The sequence below is a fragment of the Cognatishimia sp. WU-CL00825 genome, assembly GCF_040364665.1.
Taxonomy (GTDB): Bacteria; Pseudomonadota; Alphaproteobacteria; order Rhodobacterales; family Rhodobacteraceae; genus Cognatishimia.
Genome location: NZ_BAABWX010000005.1, coordinates 124,139 through 143,406, shown reverse-complemented (window position 1 = coordinate 143,406; position 19,268 = coordinate 124,139). Strand labels below are relative to the sequence as shown.

The 19,268-nt window shown below is 52.1% G+C and carries 18 protein-coding genes; 9 read left to right on the top strand and 9 right to left on the bottom strand.

Going from position 1 to position 19,268, the window contains the following annotated elements; genetic code table 11:
• Window positions 1-190: 190 nt before the first annotated feature.
• The gene (gene hpf, locus ABXG94_RS15350) at window positions 191-757 is read left to right on the top strand and encodes a ribosome hibernation-promoting factor, HPF/YfiA family (RefSeq protein ID WP_353535671.1); all 567 of its coding nucleotides are present in this window, start codon (window positions 191-193) and stop codon (window positions 755-757) included.
• A gap of 40 nt (window positions 758-797) precedes the next feature.
• A complete protein-coding gene (locus tag ABXG94_RS15345) occupies window positions 798-1,262 on the top strand; it encodes a PTS sugar transporter subunit IIA (RefSeq protein ID WP_353535669.1) in 465 nt (154 codons plus the stop codon).
• Between the two features lie 10 nt (window positions 1,263-1,272).
• On the opposite strand, the gene ABXG94_RS15340 is transcribed toward ABXG94_RS15345, so the two are convergent.
• The 5 genes from ABXG94_RS15340 to ABXG94_RS15320 all read right to left on the bottom strand — a co-directional run bounded on the left by ABXG94_RS15340 (window position 1,273) and on the right by ABXG94_RS15320 (window position 6,773).
• A complete protein-coding gene (locus ABXG94_RS15340; protein ID WP_353535667.1) occupies window positions 1,273-2,700 on the bottom strand; it encodes a nodulation protein NodH in 1,428 nt (475 codons plus the stop codon).
• 5 nt (window positions 2,701-2,705) lie between these two features.
• Window positions 2,706-4,403, bottom strand: coding sequence for a DUF5927 domain-containing protein (locus tag ABXG94_RS15335; RefSeq protein WP_353535665.1), 1,698 nt, complete (start codon window positions 4,401-4,403; stop codon window positions 2,706-2,708).
• Complete coding sequence (locus tag ABXG94_RS15330) at window positions 4,400-5,386, bottom strand: glycosyltransferase family 2 protein (protein ID WP_353535764.1); 987 nt, start codon at window positions 5,384-5,386, stop codon at window positions 4,400-4,402. The genes ABXG94_RS15335 and ABXG94_RS15330 overlap by 4 nt, the downstream gene beginning before the upstream one ends.
• Before the next feature lie 209 nt (window positions 5,387-5,595).
• Entirely contained in the window at window positions 5,596-6,612 is a 1,017-nt protein-coding gene (locus tag ABXG94_RS15325; protein ID WP_353535664.1) for a glycosyltransferase family 2 protein, read from the bottom strand.
• A gap of 29 nt (window positions 6,613-6,641) precedes the next feature.
• Window positions 6,642-6,773 carry a hypothetical protein gene (locus ABXG94_RS15320; RefSeq protein ID WP_353535662.1) on the bottom strand — a complete coding sequence of 44 codons (132 nt, stop codon included), beginning with the start codon at window positions 6,771-6,773 and terminating at the stop codon, window positions 6,642-6,644.
• Here ABXG94_RS15320 and ABXG94_RS15315 point away from each other — a divergent pair.
• Together ABXG94_RS15315 and ABXG94_RS15310 are read left to right on the top strand one after the other, a co-directional pair.
• Window positions 6,772-7,401, top strand: coding sequence for a sugar transferase (locus ABXG94_RS15315; RefSeq protein WP_353535661.1), 630 nt, complete (start codon window positions 6,772-6,774; stop codon window positions 7,399-7,401). The genes ABXG94_RS15320 and ABXG94_RS15315 overlap by 2 nt on opposite strands.
• A gap of 270 nt (window positions 7,402-7,671) precedes the next feature.
• Window positions 7,672-9,486, top strand: a complete 1,815-nt coding sequence (locus ABXG94_RS15310; RefSeq protein WP_353535660.1) for a polysaccharide biosynthesis protein — start codon at window positions 7,672-7,674, stop codon at window positions 9,484-9,486.
• Between the two features lie 48 nt (window positions 9,487-9,534).
• On the opposite strand, the gene cysQ is transcribed toward ABXG94_RS15310, so the two are convergent.
• On the bottom strand, window positions 9,535-10,353 hold the full coding sequence (gene cysQ, locus ABXG94_RS15305; RefSeq protein WP_502901721.1) for a 3'(2'),5'-bisphosphate nucleotidase CysQ: 819 nt from the start codon (window positions 10,351-10,353) through the stop codon (window positions 9,535-9,537).
• A gap of 96 nt (window positions 10,354-10,449) precedes the next feature.
• Between cysQ and ABXG94_RS15300 the strand changes: the two genes are divergently transcribed.
• A complete protein-coding gene (locus tag ABXG94_RS15300) occupies window positions 10,450-11,271 on the top strand; it encodes an ABC transporter permease (protein WP_353535657.1) in 822 nt (273 codons plus the stop codon).
• A 23-nt stretch (window positions 11,272-11,294) separates the two neighbouring features.
• A complete protein-coding gene (locus ABXG94_RS15295) occupies window positions 11,295-11,894 on the top strand; it encodes an SH3 domain-containing protein (protein WP_353535655.1) in 600 nt (199 codons plus the stop codon).
• Here the strand turns inward: ABXG94_RS15295 and ABXG94_RS15290 are convergent.
• Window positions 11,864-12,502, bottom strand: a complete 639-nt coding sequence (locus ABXG94_RS15290; protein ID WP_353535653.1) for an alpha-ketoglutarate-dependent dioxygenase AlkB family protein — start codon at window positions 12,500-12,502, stop codon at window positions 11,864-11,866. The genes ABXG94_RS15295 and ABXG94_RS15290 overlap by 31 nt on opposite strands.
• A gap of 201 nt (window positions 12,503-12,703) precedes the next feature.
• On the opposite strand from ABXG94_RS15290, the gene dnaK reads away from it, so the two are divergent.
• From dnaK to radC, 3 genes are all read left to right on the top strand, one after another.
• Entirely contained in the window at window positions 12,704-14,617 is a 1,914-nt protein-coding gene (gene dnaK, locus ABXG94_RS15285) for a molecular chaperone DnaK (protein ID WP_353535652.1), read from the top strand.
• A gap of 78 nt (window positions 14,618-14,695) precedes the next feature.
• A complete protein-coding gene (dnaJ, locus tag ABXG94_RS15280) occupies window positions 14,696-15,841 on the top strand; it encodes a molecular chaperone DnaJ (protein ID WP_353535650.1) in 1,146 nt (381 codons plus the stop codon).
• An 84-nt stretch (window positions 15,842-15,925) separates the two neighbouring features.
• A complete protein-coding gene (gene radC, locus ABXG94_RS15275) occupies window positions 15,926-16,693 on the top strand; it encodes a RadC family protein (RefSeq protein WP_353535648.1) in 768 nt (255 codons plus the stop codon).
• A gap of 6 nt (window positions 16,694-16,699) precedes the next feature.
• Here radC and ABXG94_RS15270 read toward each other — a convergent pair whose 3' ends face one another.
• Both ABXG94_RS15270 and ABXG94_RS15265 read right to left on the bottom strand, forming a co-directional pair.
• On the bottom strand, window positions 16,700-18,259 hold the full coding sequence (locus ABXG94_RS15270; RefSeq protein ID WP_353535646.1) for a phosphate ABC transporter substrate-binding/OmpA family protein: 1,560 nt from the start codon (window positions 18,257-18,259) through the stop codon (window positions 16,700-16,702).
• 20 nt (window positions 18,260-18,279) lie between these two features.
• Window positions 18,280-19,266: a translocase gene (locus ABXG94_RS15265; RefSeq protein ID WP_353535645.1), complete on the bottom strand. Its 987-nt coding sequence runs from the start codon at window positions 19,264-19,266 to the stop codon at window positions 18,280-18,282.
• Between the last annotated feature and the right edge of the window lie 2 nt (window positions 19,267-19,268).

The following is a 19,268-nucleotide window of genomic DNA, read 5'->3' as shown; positions in this document are numbered from 1 at the left end:
TTGCTTGGCCTGCCCCAATAGTGGCATGACGCATGTGACCTTCGCTTTGCTAAACATGTCGCCTCTTGTTGAAGGGGCCAGTACCTGCAAACCGGAACATACGTCTAATACCTACATTCTGATCTAAAAAACCTAAGCGCCTAGGCGTTTATTAGGTGTGATCAGCTATGTTCCAACTAAAGGAGACAGGATGCGCTACCAAATTACCGGAAAACAAATCGACATTGGCGAATCCCTGCAAAAGCACGTTCAGGACGAATTGAACGGCGTTGTGGGCAAATATGCCGAAAGGCCAACTGACGCCGGAGTCGTCTTTTCCAAAAGCGCTCATGAATACGTTTGTGAAACAACAGTCCACCTTTCCACTGGGTTGACCGCACAGGCCAAAGGCCGTGCAACAGAAATTTATGCCGCTTTTGAAAATTGCAGCGACAAAATGGAAAAGCAGCTGCGCCGCTACAAACGCCGCCTAAAAGACCATCATAAAGACCGGGCAGAACCGGTTGAACTTTCAGGTGCGGCATCTTATATCCTCGCCACTGAAAGCGCAGCTAGCGAGTCAGAACCGGAAACTCTGCAGCCCATTATTGTGGCGGAAATGCAGACACAGATCCCGGCTTTGTCAGTTGGCGAGGCTGTTATGCAGATGGAGCTAGCGGAAGCACCGGTCTTGGTGTTCCGCAATGAGGGAAAAGACGGGCTAAATGTTGTCTATCGCCGCGAAGACGGCAACATAGGCTGGATTGACCCGCAATAACGGGAATAGGGCGAAAGCCCTGTCCAAGGACACAGGCACAATGGACCTTTCAACGATCCTAAGCCCAGAGGCAGTCAAAGTGATTTCGGCTGCCTCCAGCAAAAAGCGTTTGCTGCAAGATTTTGGTGATCTTGCTGCGACAGCCTATGGGCTGGACAGTTCGCGTGTTGTGGAGGCTCTGCAAGAACGTGAAGGCCTAGGCCCAACAGGTGTTGGCAAGGGATTGGCTTTGCCCCACGCCCGACTTCCGGGTCTGCAAGGGGTATCCGGTGCTTTTATCCTTTTGGAAAAACCTTTGGATTTCAACTCTGTAGATCGGCAGCCTGTTGACTTGGCTTTTGCATTGTTTGCCCCGCATGATGCGGGCGTTGAGCACCTGAAAGCCTTGGCGCATGTTTCGCGTACCCTGCGCGAGCAAAGCATTTGCACCAAGCTTCGGGCCAATCCAGAAGCCTCGACACTCTATGCAATTTTGACAGAAGCTGATTCAGTTCAAGCGGCCTAGTCCCGTAACATCAGCGCCAATTTTCAAAACCAAATGTGACATAGTCCCGCTGATAGGCCTCACGGGTCAGCGCTTCGATGGCGTCATCATAGATTTCGTCTAACGAAAACGGAGCGCTGTCGAGACCTTTCGTCAATTCCGGCACCTCCTCGCGCCCCACCTGATTGGCCAGATTTTTCAGCCCCTGCTCAGCTTCGTCTTCGCGCAAAATGACATCGGGTAGGGCAAATCCAGAGAACCCGGTCACAATGCTAGCCTGCGAAGCCCAAAAAGCGTCTTGGCGAATCGCGGTTTGTCCAACCAAATTGGCCCGTACAAACTTCAGATATTCAGCAAAAGCCATGCGGTGCGCGTTGGCGTCATACAGCACATCGGGCAGGGTGTCTGGTATTGGTAATCCATAACGATTGCGCAGCGTACGACGGATCTTTTTATAGCTGCCAGCGTCGGTCGAGAGGATCTTGGTACAGAACGTGTGATGAGCTCGAACAACCGGGTGACGCAAAACGCAAAAGGCGCGATGTGGTTGATGCCCACGTTTCCATTGCCGCAGTTGTTTCTGGTTCATCTTTGTCACCAAATCCGCGGGATCTTTGCCATCCAAATTTGCCAGCCAGGATATTATTTCTTGATCCGGCCCACCCGCTATCGGCAAGAACATCAAACCGGTATCAGGTGCCGCCACATAAGTAGGCACCGCCGCGCCCCGTCGCGGTTCAAAATTTGGCGTCCGCGACAGATTAAACTGATCAAGATCCGAAATAGCGGCCGGAATGGCTTCAAAATTGGCGACTTTATCAGAGATATGGCTTGGGTTTTGCCGTTTTAGCTTGCTGTCCAGCGCGTCAATACGCCCAGAAACCCCAAGATATTTTGCCAAGCCATTCATCACATCGACGTCCTGCAGGTCTTCGTAGGCGACATAAAACGCGGTTTGCCCCGATTTCTGCAATGTGTTCAGCAAGAATACCTGAAAAGCCTGCAGCTTGGCGACATGAACCGTGAATTCTTCGGCGTCAAATACCACCTGGCTGTCTTTACGTTTGCGCACGTCGGTCAATTTCCATTGTCCTGTCGCCTGAGCGATTTTCCAACTGACATAGCTGTCCATTGGGTTGCGTGTCAGGATGATCTTTCCGCAGCGAGGATCGTTTAAACAGCTTTCCAAGATACGCGGGTCGTGGTCATGAAAAAACCGAAAGCCTCCCAAAGCGGTCGAATCTGCCTTGATGGCATCAACCAAAGCCTGCGGATCATCTTCGCGCTCAGCCAAGTCCACATCCAATATTGTCGTGTGGTTGGGGTATCCGATGAAATGCGGGTTAAACGCCTCGCCATGGCAGGCCAACCCATCGATCGCATTGATGTTGGCCTCCAGAAAATTGGAACCGGTGCGCATTTCGGCGAAAACAACAAAATAGTCAAAAGTGTCAGACATTCAGTTCACTGTACCAAATAGGGTTTGCGCGGCGGCTTACCGTCGCTTGTTTCACCAGACGATACCGAAAAATCCCCCATAAGATACGGGTGCATGCCCTGGTTCTTGAGATTTTGTAGAAATTGACCAAAACCTGTCAAATCCGTCATGCGCGGGGCCTCGGACAAGCGGCGCGGTGTTTGCTTGCCAATTTCATCAATCACGGTTTGCAAAGGCTCCATAGGGGCCTCGATGAATTCGGCCATCGTCCAAATACGAACACGGGCCTTGGCCCAAGGCGAGCGCATTACATCCAAAAAGTCAGTCTCTATCTTTTGCAGTTTCGCCGCTTGCTTGCGGATCTCTGCAAAATTTCGATTGGATTTAAACAACGGGATCGCCCAGGCACCCGAAATGATAGAAATCTGCGCATTCGGGTCTTTGGCAAAAAACCAATTGTTGGCCTGCAAATCACTTGGACCGTACTGAAAGCACTGGCGTCCCCCGCGCGTGTTCCAGATCAAATTTGTCAAAAAACCTTGCGGGTTATGATCGCGTAATTTTGCGCTGTCTGACAAAGCGCCGTTGATAATTTTTTGCCCACCTGCAAACTCGGCCCGCTCTGGTGCAAATAGATGCCCATGCACCTGACAGCCTGATGCCGCGGTCAGCCAGGTGTCAAAGTCCTCAAATAATTCTGCAAACCCCTGGAATACCGAATAGGGGGCAGCCGACACGCCGTTCTCCCAATATTGGTCCAAAAAGCGCGATTGCATATACAGCCCCGCCCGACCAATTGTGCGCCGCTCGACAGCTTTTGCAAAAATTCGGTCAATTTTGGCTGGATTGGGCTCTGCATGACGCGGTTCGCGCTGTGCCTGATCTAAAAAGGCCTGATACAGCCGATCCGCACGTGGCCAGATTTTGCGTGCCACAAAGCAATCAGACCGCCGTAACAATTGCAGGTGATCATCATAGAAAATATGTGGCTTGCCCTGATGATCAAATTTCGACAGCGTCAGCGAGCGGCTTTCGATACTGGTCGAATATAGCCGCGCCAAAGACTGAAAATAGCTTTCGTCTGGGATCCATACTTTTCTAAAGTATTTATCATAGGTTGAACGGTCTGGATCTTGCAGAATGGCCGACAAGGTTTGCCGCGTCAAACACCACCATTGCGACCCCATATGCGGCACCAATCCCTTGGGTACGCTGCGTTTGAACCCTAGACGTCGTTGCAAATTAACATATTTATCAAAGATATAGCGGTGCTTTTTCCAAGAGAATGGAAATCGCAGTGTAAACCGTTCTGCTTCCAGCCCACCGACAGTCCAGGGCACATCAGCGGTGGTGGCCGACTCGATGAAATCCGTTCTGGGCCTTGCATCAAGATATGAGGTCAGTTCTGAAACGGGCCGCAGAGGCAAACAAGAACCAGAGGCCAGAAACACGTGCCGCACCTGTTCAAACGACGCCAGCATCAGCTCTGCAGCCGACTGCGACGCTGCCACCAAGCCCCACATACCCCACTCACACTTGTGACGTTTGCAAAACCGGACCAATGTCGCGTCGCTCAGGTTGGCTTTGAATGCTTTGAACGTCTGACGATCAACCGCCGCGTCCACATGGATCACAACTGGGCAACCTGCGGCAATCCAATGGCGCGCCACCTGCTCTGCCCGTTGCAGATCCGTGTGCACCAACATGAGAACGCCTAATGTCATGCCCAGTTTCCTTTGGACATCAGGCCCAAAATCTCTAACTGGCGCCAGTTGATATATTTTTCCGACCATTTGCACCAAAGGTCTGGGTTGTCTTTTAGCTGAGCTGCATAGGTCGTATATTCAACACTGTTTGCATAATGCTGTTTGCGCGAAAGCTCTTCTGCGGCTTTTGCGGCAAAAGTATCCAGAAACTTGGCGTGCAAAAGAATGCCGCTGGCCTTTTCGCCCCCCCATTTTTCGTATGTCAGGTTCAAACCACGCGGCAGCAAATTATGGGTCGAGCTGACATAGGTATAGTCGCGATCCCATTTCACGAGCGGGATTTTATTCAAAGCCGGTGCTTTTTTGGGTGCGTCTGCAAAGAACGCACGCGCCCTTGGTCCCCCTTGGATCCAAAGGTTTCCATACTGCGGGTTCTTAGAGATAGTGTAGTTGCCGGCATCAAACCAAGCCGCGATTTCCATCGGGTTCTGCCCGGGGGCATAGGGGAATTCATCAAGCCTGCCTTTGGGATACATATCCAGCAACATGGCTGAAAAGCTGCGCAGCGAAGAATTATCCAGCCAATCGGTCAATGCACGAATGGGGCGGCTGTCACAAAACGGGTAAACAAAAAACTCATCCGGGTCGACCACCAGAGTCCAATGACCATGCGCGTATTTGCGTTTGATCCAGTTCATCCAGTCCACACCATAATTCGCAGATTTATAGCTACTTTTTGTGAACCACACTGATACATCGGGCATATCGCCAACAAGATCCATCAAGCCATCGGTGCTGTCATTGTCCACGAATAGGAAATGATTGACGCCCATATCTCGGTAATACTGCAAGAAATACGGCATGCGGATGGCTTCGTTCCGAATGGTCGAGACCAAAAGGACGTCATCATTTTGAATGCGTCCTGTGTTGTCTTGCTTGCACCGCAGCTGCCTTGCTTTGCGGACCGAACGAACAATGCGACGCTTGCGGCTCAGACGCATCCGATATGAGTCCAAAAGGCTCACGACTGTTCCTCACGAAGTTGATGCCGAAGCGCTGCGATGTTGCGGATCTGATGACCCATTTGTTTTGCTCGTTTCTTGGCAATATGTCACAAAATTCTTCATGAAATCAATGAATTTAGATCGCGTTACGCTGCGCTTTAATTTTACTTAAAACTTTAGCCGGACTTTCAACTTCAGCGTGTAGGTCACCAACCTCCGCCGTGCATTAAACCCAATTTTTCCAGTTGTGCTGGACCTTGGTATTGCACGGCCCCTTCGTGCCATAAAACGGGATCAGCAACGAGGTGGTCATAATAATCATCAAAGTTTTTCGGTGTGTGAAAGTGTTGTGCTCGTTGCTTTTCCGTTTCTGATTTGGAAACAATTTCCGGCAGAAATTTCGTATGCAACAATACGCCTGAAGGCTGCTGCCCCCTTGGGCCATTATAGCAATGGTTCATCACCGGTGGCAGCATAGAATGGCAGGAATTCACATATGCATAGCCACGCCGCCACTTCACCAACGGCAGCTTGTTCAATGTGGGTGATCGCTGTGGCGTATCTTGGAAAAACAGCCTTTCACGGGTTCCCCCCTGAACCCACAAGTTTTGCAGCGGCATTTGGCGCGTTGCCCGATAGGGCCCTGGATCAAACCAGTTCAAAATTTCAATCGGGTTTTGCCCCGGTTCATAGGGTTGTTTACTAAGGGACTGCCTTGGAAACAGATCAAGCATCAGCGCGCCAAAGGCAGCTATGCCTTGCTTGTCTAGCCAAGCGGTCAGTTCTGTAAGTCCGCGCGTCTCATAGTCTTTGTAGACAAGAAGCTCGTCTACATCAGCCATCAGGCACCAATGGCCCACAGCATATTTCATCTGCAAATAGGTAAGCCAATCAAGCCCAAAACGGGCCGCGCGATAGCTCGCCGAAGTCGACCAAAGTGAAACATCTGCCTGCGCAGCAAGATAGTCAGTGGTGCCATCATCGCTGTTGTTATCAACACAAAGAAAATGCCCCACGCCCAGCGCCCGATAGTGTTCGAGAAAATATGGCAGACGGGAAATCTCGTTGCGCAATACGCAAACCGCCAGAACCATGTCGCCCTGGACGACTCCTGTCCGGTCCGAAACCGTCTGCAACTGACGACGCGCCCGAAACGAGCGCCACAAAAGGCGACGACGCTTTAGGCGCATCCGATAAGCGGTCAGCAATGAAGACGGCGACATGAACACAGCTCCTTGGTGCAGCATACCTTTCATGCCATGTAAGCGCGGCTTTGGCCAACGGTGCTTTGACGCGGAATCTGACAAGCGCCCTCGGCCTCTATTGAGACATGCGCGCTGACGTGGCATAGCAGTTCGATCCATTGCCAAATTTGAAGATCCATGACCCTTTCAAAACGAATTTTCGACCTGACCCTTGTGCTGCTGATGTTGCCATTTTTGCTGCCGGTGATGATCGTTACAGCCATCGCAGTTTTGATCCTGCAGGGCAGGCCGATTTTTTACGTTTCAGAACGGATGAAAACTGCGGATCAAGGTTTTGCCCTATGGAAATTCAGAACCATGACCGCTGACCAATCTGATACTGGCGCGAGTGGTGGTCACAAAGCGGCACGCATCACCCCGTTGGGCCAAAAGCTCCGCAAATATCGCATTGATGAATTGCCCCAGCTTTGGAACATTTTCCGTGGGGACATGACTTACGTTGGTCCACGACCGCCGCTGCGTCGCTATGTGGAATTGCGACCTGACCTGTACAAAGAAGTCCTCAAATGTCGCCCCGGAGTGACGGGGTTAGCAACAATTGTTTACAACAAAGAAGAAACACGGTTGCTGCAAGGCAGCTCAACAGGTGCCGAAAATGATGCGATCTATTTGAACCGCTGCGTTCCGCGCAAGGCCCACATCGATTTGATTTATCGGCAACATCAATCAGTGATGCTAGATCTGTATATAATTTTTGCAACTTTGAACAAACGCTTGCGTGCGGCACCAAAGCGCCCAAAACATTGACTACAGGCAGACATTCGCCGGTTTATTCAGCAATTAGATGAAATTTTAGATAGAAATGACACACGCATAGGTTTAGCACTGGTTGCTTTGTAGGCGTGATTATACTAGCTTGCATTGGCCGAACGGGCTTCAATTTACCATCGAAATTTACATATGAAAAATTCACTTCCCATCCTCAAAGGCGCTGAAAGTAATCATTTTATTTACCGACTGTGCACAACTTTAAACCGCTCTCAAAAGGGCGCGCTACTGTTTGTTGTCGACCTATTAATGATGATTCTGGCCTTCTGGGTCGCGCAGTTGTTGACGCTTTCGCCGCCATTTTCTGCACAAATTCTGCTGCAAAACAGCGTTTATCTTGTGCTAATCCTGCCATTTGGTGCAGCAATTATTAGGTTTTTTGGCCTTCACCGCGTCAAATTGAATTCCTATGCACTTCAAGGTGTTTCAGAAACAGCCACGGTTGCTTCAGTTGTCGGCATCTGTGGTTTGATTTGCAACATGCTTCCTGGGTTTTCACGCGATTTGCCCGTCGCTACACTGGTTGTCTATGCGCTGACATTTTTTGCTTTTTGTGTGGGCGCACGTATTGTTCTGCGCGAAATGGTGATGCAGGCGTACAGCTCTGTTCGGACACGTAAAAAGGTATTGATCTACGGCGCAGGCCAGACTGGACAACAGTTGGCAGCCGCTTTGATGACCGATGATGAATTCATTGCATTTGCATTTATTGATGACAATACAGCCCTGCGCAAACTCACGATAAGCGGACTTCGTGTTTATGCTCCCAACAGCATTGAAACTTTGGTACGCCGTGAAAAGATCGATCGTGTGGTGGTTGCCATGCCTTCTGCAACCCAATTCAAGCTCAACCGGATACGTCGCAGGCTGAAAAACCTGGAATGCGAAGTACTTGCTGTGCCCTCCTTTGCTGAAATGGTTGTAAAAGGCAAAAACATTGCGCCAGACCTGCGCCCGGTCAAACTGTCTTCGCTACTTGGACGTGACAAATTTGAAGCTGACATGCCCCAGCAAGCCCAAGCCTATAAGGGTCGACGTATCCTTGTCACGGGCGCAGGCGGGTCGATTGGCTCTGAGCTGTGCCGCCAAATCCTCACCTGCCCGCCAAGTTGCCTCGTGCTGATCGATCACAGCGAGTTGGCGCTATATCAGATCCAAGCGGAACTGGAAGACTTGGCAAACGGCGTGCCTGTGATCGCAATACTAGGGTCGGTCACCGACGTGCCATTAGTGAAAGAAACCCTGGAAACCTATGATATCGATGTGGTGCTGCATGCTGCGGCCTATAAACACGTGCCATTGGTCGAGCAAAACTGCCTTCAGGGTCTGCAAAACAATGTGCTTGGGACCAAGATCGTTGCCGAGGCCGCACGCGTCGCTGGCGTCGAACGGTTTATTCTGATTTCCTCTGACAAAGCCGTCCGCCCAACATCTTTCATGGGGGCCTCAAAGCGGCTTGCAGAAATGGTCATCCAAGACCTTGCCACGCGCAGCACCACAACCCGGTTTGCAATGGTCCGATTTGGCAATGTTCTCGGGTCTTCTGGCTCGGTCATCCCGCTGTTTGAAAAACAGATTCGCCGCGGCGGTCCTTTGACTGTGACCCACTCTGATGTCACGCGCTATTTCATGACGATACCGGAAGCGGTGCGGTTGGTACTATTGGCCGGTGCCTATTCGCGTGGTGGCGATGTCTTTGTTTTGGACATGGGCAAACCTGTGCTGATCTATGATGTGGCCCGGCAAATGATCGAAGGCGCAGGGTTTAAAGTACGCGACGAAGCAACACCAGACGGCGACATCGAAATTGAATTCATTGGCATGCGCCCTGGTGAAAAAATGCACGAAGAGCTGCTGATCGGCAAAGATATGCTGACTACGCCTCACCCCAAAATTTTACGTGCGCAAGAATTTCACCCGTCGGAAATCGAAGTTGCAAATATTTTGCAAGAACTGCGCAAGGCTATTGAGTTGCGCAACGAGGAACAGGCGCTGCAAGTCATACACAAATGGGTCGAAGCAAACTTTGAAAACCAAGACAGCGCCAACTTGGTAAACCAATAAAAAAGCAGGCCCTAATGGCCCGCTTTATACAATTTTCAGAAACTCCGCTTATGCTTTTTTCAGCTCGACGCTTGGGGCGTAAGCGATAAAGAACGGGTTCGCGAAATCCTCTTTGCCATAGGTCAACGGTGTGTGGTCATCAAACCGTACCACGTCGCCACCGGCTCCCAACAAAACCGCATGACCTGCTGCTGTGTCCCATTCCATTGTGCGACCAACGCGCGGATATATATCCGCCTCACCGGTTGCAACCAAACAGAACTTTAGCGACGAACCCGCGCTTTTGCTGTCTTTGACGTTGTATTTGTTGATGTAATCTTCGGTTGCCTGATCACGATGCGACTTGGACGCAACAATCATCAGGCCTGCATTATCGGCATCTGACACATTGATGTCAGAGGTCGCGCCAATAGTATCTACCGCAAAATCGCCGGTTTCTTCGACAGATTGGCCATTGGCCAATGTAAAGAACATCCGGTCTTTGGCAGGCGCATAAACAACACCGCGTTGCGGCACACCTTTTTCAACATAAGCAATGTTGACCGTAAAATCGCCACGACGGTGAATAAACTCTTTAGTGCCATCAAGCGGGTCGACAATCAAAAATGTATCACCCTTGGCTTTGTGGCTTTCTGATTGCTCTTCGGTGACCAGCATCACACCGGGAAATGCGGCGCGTAAACCAGCAGAAATGATTGCATCTGCCGCTTCATCAGCAACGGTTACCGGGCTGTCATCTGATTTAAGTTTCACGTCAAAATCGTCGGAATTATAGATTTCCATGATTTTCGCGCCTGCTTCAATCGCAAGGCTGCGCATCACAGGGATAAGTGTATCGTAGTCCAATGGAAACTCCTGCCTAGGCATTTGTTGAAAATTTAGCTTTGTCCTCTTATGCTGTGCGCGACGCGGAACGGCAAGAATTCCGTGCACCAAACAGTGGCAGAAAGGGCAGCAACGGTCATGTTTCAACAAACTGGGCCCAAAACGGCGCTTCAATCAGCAATTGCTATATCCGAATTGGTCTATCATTCGATTGTGCGCAAAGTGCGAAAGACCCACGGCAACGCCGTTATGTCGATTCTTTTAAACATGATGCAGGCGGCCATTTTTGTTTTGGCCTTCTTTTTGATGTTCTCGATACTTGGGCTAAAAGGCGCGGCCATTCGCGGCGACTTTTTGCTGTATATCATGTCCGGCATCTTTTTGTTCATGACCCATACCAAGACCATGGGCGCGGTTGTGGGGGCCGAAGGGCCGTCATCGCCCATGATGAAACACGCCCCAATGAATACCGCCATTGCAATTATGGCAGCCGCGTTGGGCACCTTGTATATCCAAATGCTGTCCCTGCTTGGCATCCTGTTTGTCTATCACGTTGCCGTGCAGCCGGTTGTGATCGACGATCCAATTGGCGCGCTTGGAATGTTAATGCTGGCTTGGTTTACAGGCGCAGGCGTCGGGCTGGTGTTTTTGGCCATCAAACCCTGGTATCCAACCTTTGTTTCTATCGCCAATACGATCTATGCGCGGGTCAATATGATTGCCTCGGGCAAGATGTTTGTCGCCAATACGTTGCCCAGCTTTATGTTGGCAATGTTTGACTGGAACCCGCTGTTTCACACCATCGATCAGGCACGCGGCTATGCCTTTATCAACTATGCACCGCGCAACAGCAGCGCGGAATACCCGCTTTATGTCGGGCTTGTCCTGTTGATGTTGGGCTTGATGGGCGAATTTTACACGCGCCGTCAGGCATCACTTAGCTGGGCCTCAAAACGGTGAAGCCTTTTCTGGCCGTCCTGTGCTTGTCGCCCACACTTCTGTTTGCCAACCCCTACGAGCGCGACAGCTTTCCGATTTTGGCAAATGTGATCAATGTGGCAAACAACGATGTTTTAAATATTCGCATTGACCCTGACCCAAGCTCTGAGATCTTAGGAGTGTTGCCACCAGACGCCTCGGATATTGAACTTGTCGATCATGACCCCAGCGGCCGATGGGGGTTGGTTAACAGCAATGAGGTCAGCGGCTGGGTACGGCTGACCTATCTACATGCGGCAAAGCAAGCTAAATGGCATGCCTTTCAAACGCCCCTGCGCTGTGGCGGGACCGAACCCTTTTGGTCGCTAACAATCAACCAGACCGCCACAAAGGCTGTCTTTGAGGATTTCCATGACCCAGCCAGACCATATGGCATCACTTGGACGTCTGACATCCACGCCAGATTGGGTGGCACGATGGGCTTGGGAGCCGGCGACACAGCGGCGGGTTTCTCGGCGGTGATCAACAATGAGATGTGCAATGACGGCATGTCAGATCGCGAATATGCCCTGCAATTGCATTTGTTCATTCACAACAACGGTCACACTGCCGGCTATGAGGGCTGCTGCTCGCTGGCCCCCTGATCAACCACCCGCAACGTCACATTGACCCGCCCTCCTTGCGTCAGCAGCCCAGAGCTTCCAAACCGCAACTTGTCGATGCCGTGATAGGCGAGACGCGCCGCGCCGCCCATCACCACAACGTCCCCAGAGCTGAGCCAAATCGATTCTGTTTTGCCACCACGCTCTACGTGGCCCATGCGAAACAGCGCGTCATCCCCCAATGAAATGGACACCACGGGAAAGTCGAAATTGCCCTCGTCCTTGTCTTGGTGCAGCCCCATTTTGGCATGCTCGGTGTAAAAATTGACAAGACAACTATCTGGCGCACGCATACATTGGGTCACCTCTTGCCATATCGCGGTGATCTGCGATGGCACAGCGGGCCATGGCGTACCGTTTGGATGGGTGGCTTGATATCGGTATCCAGATGTATCTGTGACCCAGCCCAGCTTTCCAGCCGAAGTCTGGCGCACGGTCATCGGCTTTCCGCTGGGCGTTACTGGCGATACCAACGGAGCCTGTGACACAACGTGGCGCAAGCTTTGCACCACCTTGGCTTGGTCTGCGCGACTCAGAAACCCTTTGTGGATCTCAAATCCGTTGATCATCAGCGGTTTAATTGCCTTCATTTCGGCCTCCATGCCACATACAGACAAAAATAGAGCAAAATTTGCCATACCCAAATCAAACTGATGCTTGCAGCAGCTTTTTCGCCTCCCTATATACCCTGCGAAGCGTAGTAATCTGCGGGTTGCTGCAATTCAGGATCGGGCCGGATGCCTATATGGGTCCGCGTTCGGATAATCGCCTTAAGTTAGAAGGGATCAGAAATGGGTAAAGTCATTGGTATCGACCTCGGTACAACAAACTCTTGCGTGGCCATCATGGATGGCTCTCAAGCACGCGTAATCGAAAACGCAGAAGGTGCACGCACAACACCTTCGATCGTAGCATTCACAGACGACGAGCGCCTAGTAGGCCAGCCGGCAAAACGCCAGGCCGTCACAAACCCAGAAAACACCGTATATGGCGTCAAGCGCCTGATCGGTCGTCGGGTTGATGATGCAGCTGTCGAAAAAGACAAGAAAATGGTGCCATTCGCCATCGTAAATGGTGGCAATGGGGATGCATGGGTTGAAGCTAAGGGTGAGAAATACTCCCCGTCGCAAATCTCTGCTTTCACATTGGGCAAAATGAAGGAAACCGCCGAATCCTACCTAGGCGAAGAAGTGACACAGGCGGTTATCACCGTGCCTGCGTACTTTAACGATGCGCAGCGTCAGGCGACCAAAGACGCCGGTAAAATCGCTGGCCTGGAAGTTCTGCGGATCATCAACGAACCAACAGCCGCCGCGCTGGCTTACGGCCTGGACAAAGAAGAAACCCAAACCATCGCGGTCTATGACCTTGGTGGCGGTACATTCGATGTAACTATCCTGGAAATCGACGACGGCCTGTTCGAAGTTAAATCCACCAACGGCGATACCTTCCTTGGCGGTGAAGACTTTGACATGCGCATTGTGAACTATCTTGCGGATACGTTCAAAAAAGAGCACGGCGTTGATCTGTCAAAAGACAAGATGGCCCTGCAGCGCCTGAAAGAAGCTGCCGAAAAAGCCAAGATCGAGCTGTCTTCTGCGTCACAAACAGAAATCAACCAACCGTTTATCTCTATGGGTAAAGACGGCGCGCCGTTGCACATGGTCATGAAACTGACACGTGCCAAGTTGGAATCTCTGGTCAACGACCTGATCAAAGCGTCGATGAAACCTTGCGCCGCGGCGTTGAAAGATGCGGGTTTGTCTGCGTCTGACATCGACGAAGTCGTTTTGGTTGGCGGCATGACACGTATGCCAAAAGTCATCGCGGAAGTGACCAAGTTCTTTGGCAAAGAGCCTCATAAGGGTGTGAACCCAGACGAAGTTGTGGCCATGGGCGCAGCTATTCAAGCCGGTGTTCTGCAAGGCGACGTCAAAGACGTTGTTCTGTTGGACGTGACTCCACTGTCCTTGGGTATCGAAACTTTGGGCGGCGTATTCACACGCTTGATCGACCGCAACACAACGATCCCAACGAAAAAGTCTCAGACTTTCTCGACAGCAGAAGACAACCAAAACGCTGTGACACTGCGCGTGTTCCAGGGTGAGCGTGAGATGGCTGCTGACAACAAAATCTTGGGTCAATTCAACCTCGAAGAAATCCCACCGGCTCCACGCGGCATGCCGCAGATCGAAGTGACCTTTGACATCGATGCCAACGGCATCGTGTCTGTTGGTGCCAAAGACAAAGGCACCGGCAAAGAGCAGTCGATCACAATCCAAGCCTCTGGCGGTTTGTCTGACGAAGACATCGAAGCGATGGTTCAAGACGCGGAAGCAAATGCTGAAGCGGATAAAGATCGCAAAGAACTGGTCGAAGCCCGCAACCAAGCGGAAAGCCTGATCCACTCGACTGAAAAGTCTGTGGAAGAGCATTCTGACAAGGTTGACCCAACAACTGTGGAAGCCATCGAATTGGCAATCGCAGCGCTGAAAGACGATCTGGAAGACGAAAAGGCGACAGCTGACAAGCTTAAGTCTGGCGTACAGAACGTCACCGAAGCAGCAATGAAGCTGGGTGAAGCGATCTATAAGGCCTCTGCAGAAGAAGCAGGCGACGAGCCTGCAGCAGCTGACGAAGGTGGGCCAGTCGAAGACGATATCGTCGACGCTGACTTTGAAGATCTGGACAACGACAAGCGCTAATTGCGCGGTCGGATGACGATAGGGGCCGGTCCGCTCGCCGGACCGGCCCTTCATCTTTCCGGCTCAGAGGAGTAACCCATGGCAAAAAGCGACTTTTATGACGTGCTGGGTGTGGGCAAAGGTGCCTCTGCGGACGAAATTAAAAAAGCCTATCGCAAGAAGGCCAAAGAATTTCATCCAGACCGAAATGCAGATAATCCTGACGCCGAAGCGAAATTCAAAGAAGCAGCCGCGGCTTATGACGTCTTAAAGGACGAGAATAAAAAGGCCGCTTACGATCAATATGGTCATGCCGCGTTCGAAGGTGGCATGGGCGGTCAACGCGGTGGTCATCCCGGACAGGGCGACTTTGCGAGCGCGTTTTCAGACGTGTTTGACGACCTTTTTGGCGACTTTATGGGCGGCCAGCGTGGCGGCGGTGGACGTCAACGCGCAGCGCGCGGCTCTGACTTGCGCTATAATCTGCGGGTGTCTTTAGAAGATGCTTATGCCGGTTTGCAAAAGACCATTCAGGTGCCAACTTCGGTGTCCTGCGGCTCCTGTAACGGATCTGGGGCCGAAGGCGGAGCCGAACCCACGACCTGCCCAACCTGCTCTGGCATGGGCAAAGTACGCGCGCAACAAGGCTTCTTTACGGTCGAACGCGCCTGTCCAACCTGTTCTGGCCTAGGGCAGATCATCAAAAACCCTTGCGGCACCTGTGGCGGCATTGGACGAACCGAAAAAGATCGTTCCCTGTCGGTCAACATCCCTGCGGGAGTTGAAACTGGTACGCGCATTCGTCTGGCTGGCGAAGGTGAGGCGGGTTTACGGGGCGGGCCAACTGGCGATCTGTATATCTTTATCGAAGTCTCCAAACACAGCATCTTTGAGCGAGAGGGCACTAACCTGTTCTGCCGCGTGCCTGTGTCAATGACCGCAGCCTCGTTGGGTGGTGATATCGAGGTGCCGACGCTGGATGGTGGTCGCAGCCGCGTTAAGATCCCTTCTGGCAGCCAATCTGGTCGCCAAATGCGCCTGCGCTCTAAAGGCATGCCTGCACTACGCGGTGGCGGACAGGGTGATATGTTCATTGAATTGGCCGTGGAAACCCCTGTGAATCTGACCAGCCGGCAAAAAGAATTGCTGAAAGAGTTTGAAAAACTCTCAGAGGAAAATAGCCCTGAAAGCAGCAGCTTCTTTAAGTCGGTCAAAGGGTTTTGGGACTCTATGAAAGCAAAATAACGCAAGAATTTGCGACAAAGGCGCACCATCGGGTGCGCCTTTTTTGTTAACGATTTCCTTACACCTTGGTCCCAGCCTAAAACTATGGCGGACGAAAATACATTTTCCGAACTGGCGCTTCCCCTATTTGAGGGCGAGACTACTGGGCATTCGTGCCCAAGGCCGCAAACAAAAACCCCCTCTTACCTCAAAGATCATCGCAAACGATTGCGCGAACGGTTTGTTCAAGGTGGGGCCAATGCCATGCCTGACTATGAGCTTTTGGAATTGGTTCTGTTCAGGGCCATTCCACGCCAAGATGTGAAACCACTTGCCCATCGCTTGATGAAGACCTTTGGCAGTTTCAACGCCACACTGTCGGCGTCCACAACCCGGCTAAGCCAAGTCGCAGGCGTAGGTGACGCGGTTATCTGCGAACTCAAAATTGTCGAAGCTGCAGCACATCGCCTTGCACGATCCAGAATCATGCAGCGACCCGTGCTAAGTTCCTGGGAAACCTTGTTGGACTATTGCCAGACCGCAATGGCACATCGTGAGACGGAACAGTTCAGAGTGCTGTTTTTAGACACTAAAAACACGCTTATTGCCGATGAAGAACAGGCACAAGGCACCGTGAACCATGTACCTGTTTATCCCAGAGAAGTAGTCAAGCGCGCCCTGGAATTAAACGCAAGTGCTTTAATCTTGGTGCACAATCATCCATCAGGTGACCCAACGCCGTCGCAGGCAGACCTGGACATGACTGCCCAAATCCAGCGGGCCTGCGGCGTGTTATCGATCACGCTGCACGACCATCTTGTCATCGGCAAATCACAAGCGCTTAGCTTTCGTTCTAAAGGGCTGCTCGCCTAGGCAGGGTCAACGCAACCAAACCTCGACCCGGCGGTTCACCTGACGCCCCCAGGCGCTCTCATCGCAGGCCATGGGCAGCGCTTCTCCAAAACCCTCGACCTGAATATCCAACCGGTCAGCATTTAACGCCTCTGCCGAATTCAACACGGCCTTTTTCACAGCTTCGGCACGCCGTATTGCAATGTTGCGATTCGCCTGCGCTGACCCTTCGCCGTCGCTAAAGCCCACAAAAACCAACTCGCGACCGTCATAAATCCCTTGTTCGATGGCACGGGCAAGTTGCGTGGCATTGGATTTTGACTGCGCGTCCAGCGTCGACATTCCAGGTTCAAACCGAAACGTCTTGGACAGGCGTTTTAGTCCGCTTAGCCGCGCAACCATGGTTTGCAGATCCGCCAAAGCAACTTCAGAGCCAGCCTGTGAAATGGCATTCACAAACCTTTCACCCTGTAAAGCAACTGGAACTTCCTCTGGCGCCTGATCCACAAACCCGGCACGCCGAATCACAATCTGCGCAGCAGGACCGCGCGTATAGGCCAGGAAATCTCGCGCGACTTTGGGCAAGCGGCGCGCAGGCAAATACAAAAACATCGGGGCGGTCAGCGGATAATCTTCGGTTTTGATACCACGGCGCGTCGCGTGCACCGAAAACCCACAGCCCCCCGACAACGGCAAGCGCGTCGCGGCCCCCGCGCTGGCATAGGTCGCAATACCAATCGCAAACGGGTCGCGCTGCACGGCGTTCACGAGAACCTCCATTTGCGCATGGAATTCAACATCAGGGCTGAACTGGCGCGCAGCCGGTCGCATCAAACGATCTTCGAGCGATTGCAGCATACCTGACCCCTGGCCGGGCGCGTGCAGCGCGATTGGCGCATCCGGCCCTCCCAAGTCTTGCCAATTATCAATCTGGCCAGAGAATATCTGCGCCAATTGCGCCGGTGAAACACGGTCAATTGGGTTGTCATGTGACACAATTGGCACAAGGGCATTAAGAGCCAAAACCCGACTACGGTTTTTTTCGCGCATGTTTCCCAAACCGGCGTCATAGGCGCGTTTGATCTCGGAATCGCGGATTTCACGCAACGACATTGCAATGTCAGCTTCGTCCGCCAAAAGGTCCGCAAAACCTTCGCTGGTCGACGTCGCACGAAAATTAAACACTGCTATTGGCGCGCGCGTGACCTGATCTGACAGCGCATAGACAAAATGAGTTTTATCGAGCGTTCTGCGCGAAACCGCATAGCCATTGCGCAGCGCAAAGGCATCAATCAGGGCGGGCATCAGCACTTCGGCCATCCCCGCCGCGCCGGATATAGCCACATTGGCAACGAAATCCGTCAGATTTGGACAGCCCGGTCCGTCACAAGACACGCCCGTGCCGTCAACGGTCAACTGACCATAAACGGTTTGAACCCGATAGAATTCGCCATCAAACCCCATCAAAGTGCCATTTATCTCGACAGCACCGTCAGCCGAAGTAAGCGTAACATCCTGTGCTAAAACAGAAAATCCGCCAAACAAAAGGGAAAGTGCGGCGAGAACCACCGCACGAAAATGAACCATTGTGTTGCCCTGACCTGCGTCTATTTCTGCGCGATTGTCAGGTCTTGTAGCAGGTTTTTCAACACCAGAAAGTCACCAGTTGCAGAACATTCTGGAATTGACATTTCCAGCGACCGGGTGACGGAAGGTTGCGCCGCAATCACCTGAAAAGACTGGGCACGAATAGACCGTCCACAATTGCTGCCATTCACCTCTGCTTCGACGGACAATATCACCTCGCCACTGCGTGTTGCATTGGCGCGTGGGAACGTATAGATTTCTGCCATCTGAGATATTTCGTTTCGCCCATCACCAAGTCGCAGCATAAACCCTTGTTTGCCGCTGATCACGTCCATCAAATCATTTTCACTGTTAAACCAGACATGACCAGACGCGCCATAATCGGCACCAAATTCGCGGGCATGGATTTGCAGACCGCTTTCACCGGTCCACTGCAATGCCACGCGATCATAAAACCGCAGTGAAGGCACCGAGAGAGTGGATTGTTCGCTGGATCCGTCCGGGAATGTCACCGAAAATTCAGCGGCTTCTGCCAGAACAGGCACTGAAATCTCCAGCGTGCCTTCTGCGTTCAAAACTTCGGTGAAACGCAGCCCCGAATGGCTGATGACAATGCGCGCCTCTGGAAGGCACGGCGCTGTCACCGTCAAATTGGCCATAGCTACAGCTGCAATCTCTGAAGACAGTGCTGTGGCGCATCCAAGCCGCGGCGACGGGGTCTCGGTCGGCATCTCTAGGGTTGGAAGGTCTTGCGCAACCGCCAATACGATGGGCGAGGCTGGCAACACAGCTTCTGCGCGCATATCAGCGTCAGAGGGCGTGGCGAGCTGCCCAACTGCACTTGCTGCTCTAGCTTCAACAGAATCGACAATTTTTGTGACCTTTGGGCCAGCAGCCACTGAGGCCTGTATCGGTGTGCCAGATTGCATCACAAACCCAACAGCCGCTGCGCTGCTGAGGGTAAAGATGGTTAGGGCGACTCTTCGACTTACGGCATTCAACTTCATGG

Excerpts from the sequence above, each read along its gene's own strand:
- ABXG94_RS15345 (WP_353535669.1), top strand. The coding sequence starts at position 798 with ATGGACCTTTCAACGATCCTAAGCCCAGAGGCAGTCAAAGTGATTTCG.
- ABXG94_RS15315 (WP_353535661.1), top strand. The coding sequence starts at position 6,772 with ATGACCCTTTCAAAACGAATTTTCGACCTGACCCTTGTGCTGCTGATG.
- hpf (WP_353535671.1), top strand. The coding sequence starts at position 191 with ATGCGCTACCAAATTACCGGAAAACAAATCGACATTGGCGAATCCCTG.
- dnaJ (WP_353535650.1), top strand. The coding sequence starts at position 14,696 with ATGGCAAAAAGCGACTTTTATGACGTGCTGGGTGTGGGCAAAGGTGCC.
- ABXG94_RS15330 (WP_353535764.1), bottom strand. The coding sequence starts at position 5,386 with ATGCGTCTGAGCCGCAAGCGTCGCATTGTTCGTTCGGTCCGCAAAGCA.
- dnaK (WP_353535652.1), top strand. The coding sequence starts at position 12,704 with ATGGGTAAAGTCATTGGTATCGACCTCGGTACAACAAACTCTTGCGTG.
- ABXG94_RS15320 (WP_353535662.1), bottom strand. The coding sequence starts at position 6,773 with ATGGATCTTCAAATTTGGCAATGGATCGAACTGCTATGCCACGTCAGC.
- radC (WP_353535648.1), top strand. The coding sequence starts at position 15,926 with ATGGCGGACGAAAATACATTTTCCGAACTGGCGCTTCCCCTATTTGAG.
- ABXG94_RS15335 (WP_353535665.1), bottom strand. The coding sequence starts at position 4,403 with ATGACATTAGGCGTTCTCATGTTGGTGCACACGGATCTGCAACGGGCA.
- ABXG94_RS15270 (WP_353535646.1), bottom strand. The coding sequence starts at position 18,259 with ATGGTTCATTTTCGTGCGGTGGTTCTCGCCGCACTTTCCCTTTTGTTT.
- ABXG94_RS15300 (WP_353535657.1), top strand. The coding sequence starts at position 10,450 with ATGTTTCAACAAACTGGGCCCAAAACGGCGCTTCAATCAGCAATTGCT.
- ABXG94_RS15310 (WP_353535660.1), top strand. The coding sequence starts at position 7,672 with ATGATGATTCTGGCCTTCTGGGTCGCGCAGTTGTTGACGCTTTCGCCG.
- ABXG94_RS15265 (WP_353535645.1), bottom strand. The coding sequence starts at position 19,266 with ATGAAGTTGAATGCCGTAAGTCGAAGAGTCGCCCTAACCATCTTTACC.
- cysQ (WP_502901721.1), bottom strand. The coding sequence starts at position 10,353 with ATGCCTAGGCAGGAGTTTCCATTGGACTACGATACACTTATCCCTGTG.
- ABXG94_RS15340 (WP_353535667.1), bottom strand. The coding sequence starts at position 2,700 with ATGTCTGACACTTTTGACTATTTTGTTGTTTTCGCCGAAATGCGCACC.
- ABXG94_RS15325 (WP_353535664.1), bottom strand. The coding sequence starts at position 6,612 with ATGTCGCCGTCTTCATTGCTGACCGCTTATCGGATGCGCCTAAAGCGT.
- ABXG94_RS15290 (WP_353535653.1), bottom strand. The coding sequence starts at position 12,502 with ATGAAGGCAATTAAACCGCTGATGATCAACGGATTTGAGATCCACAAA.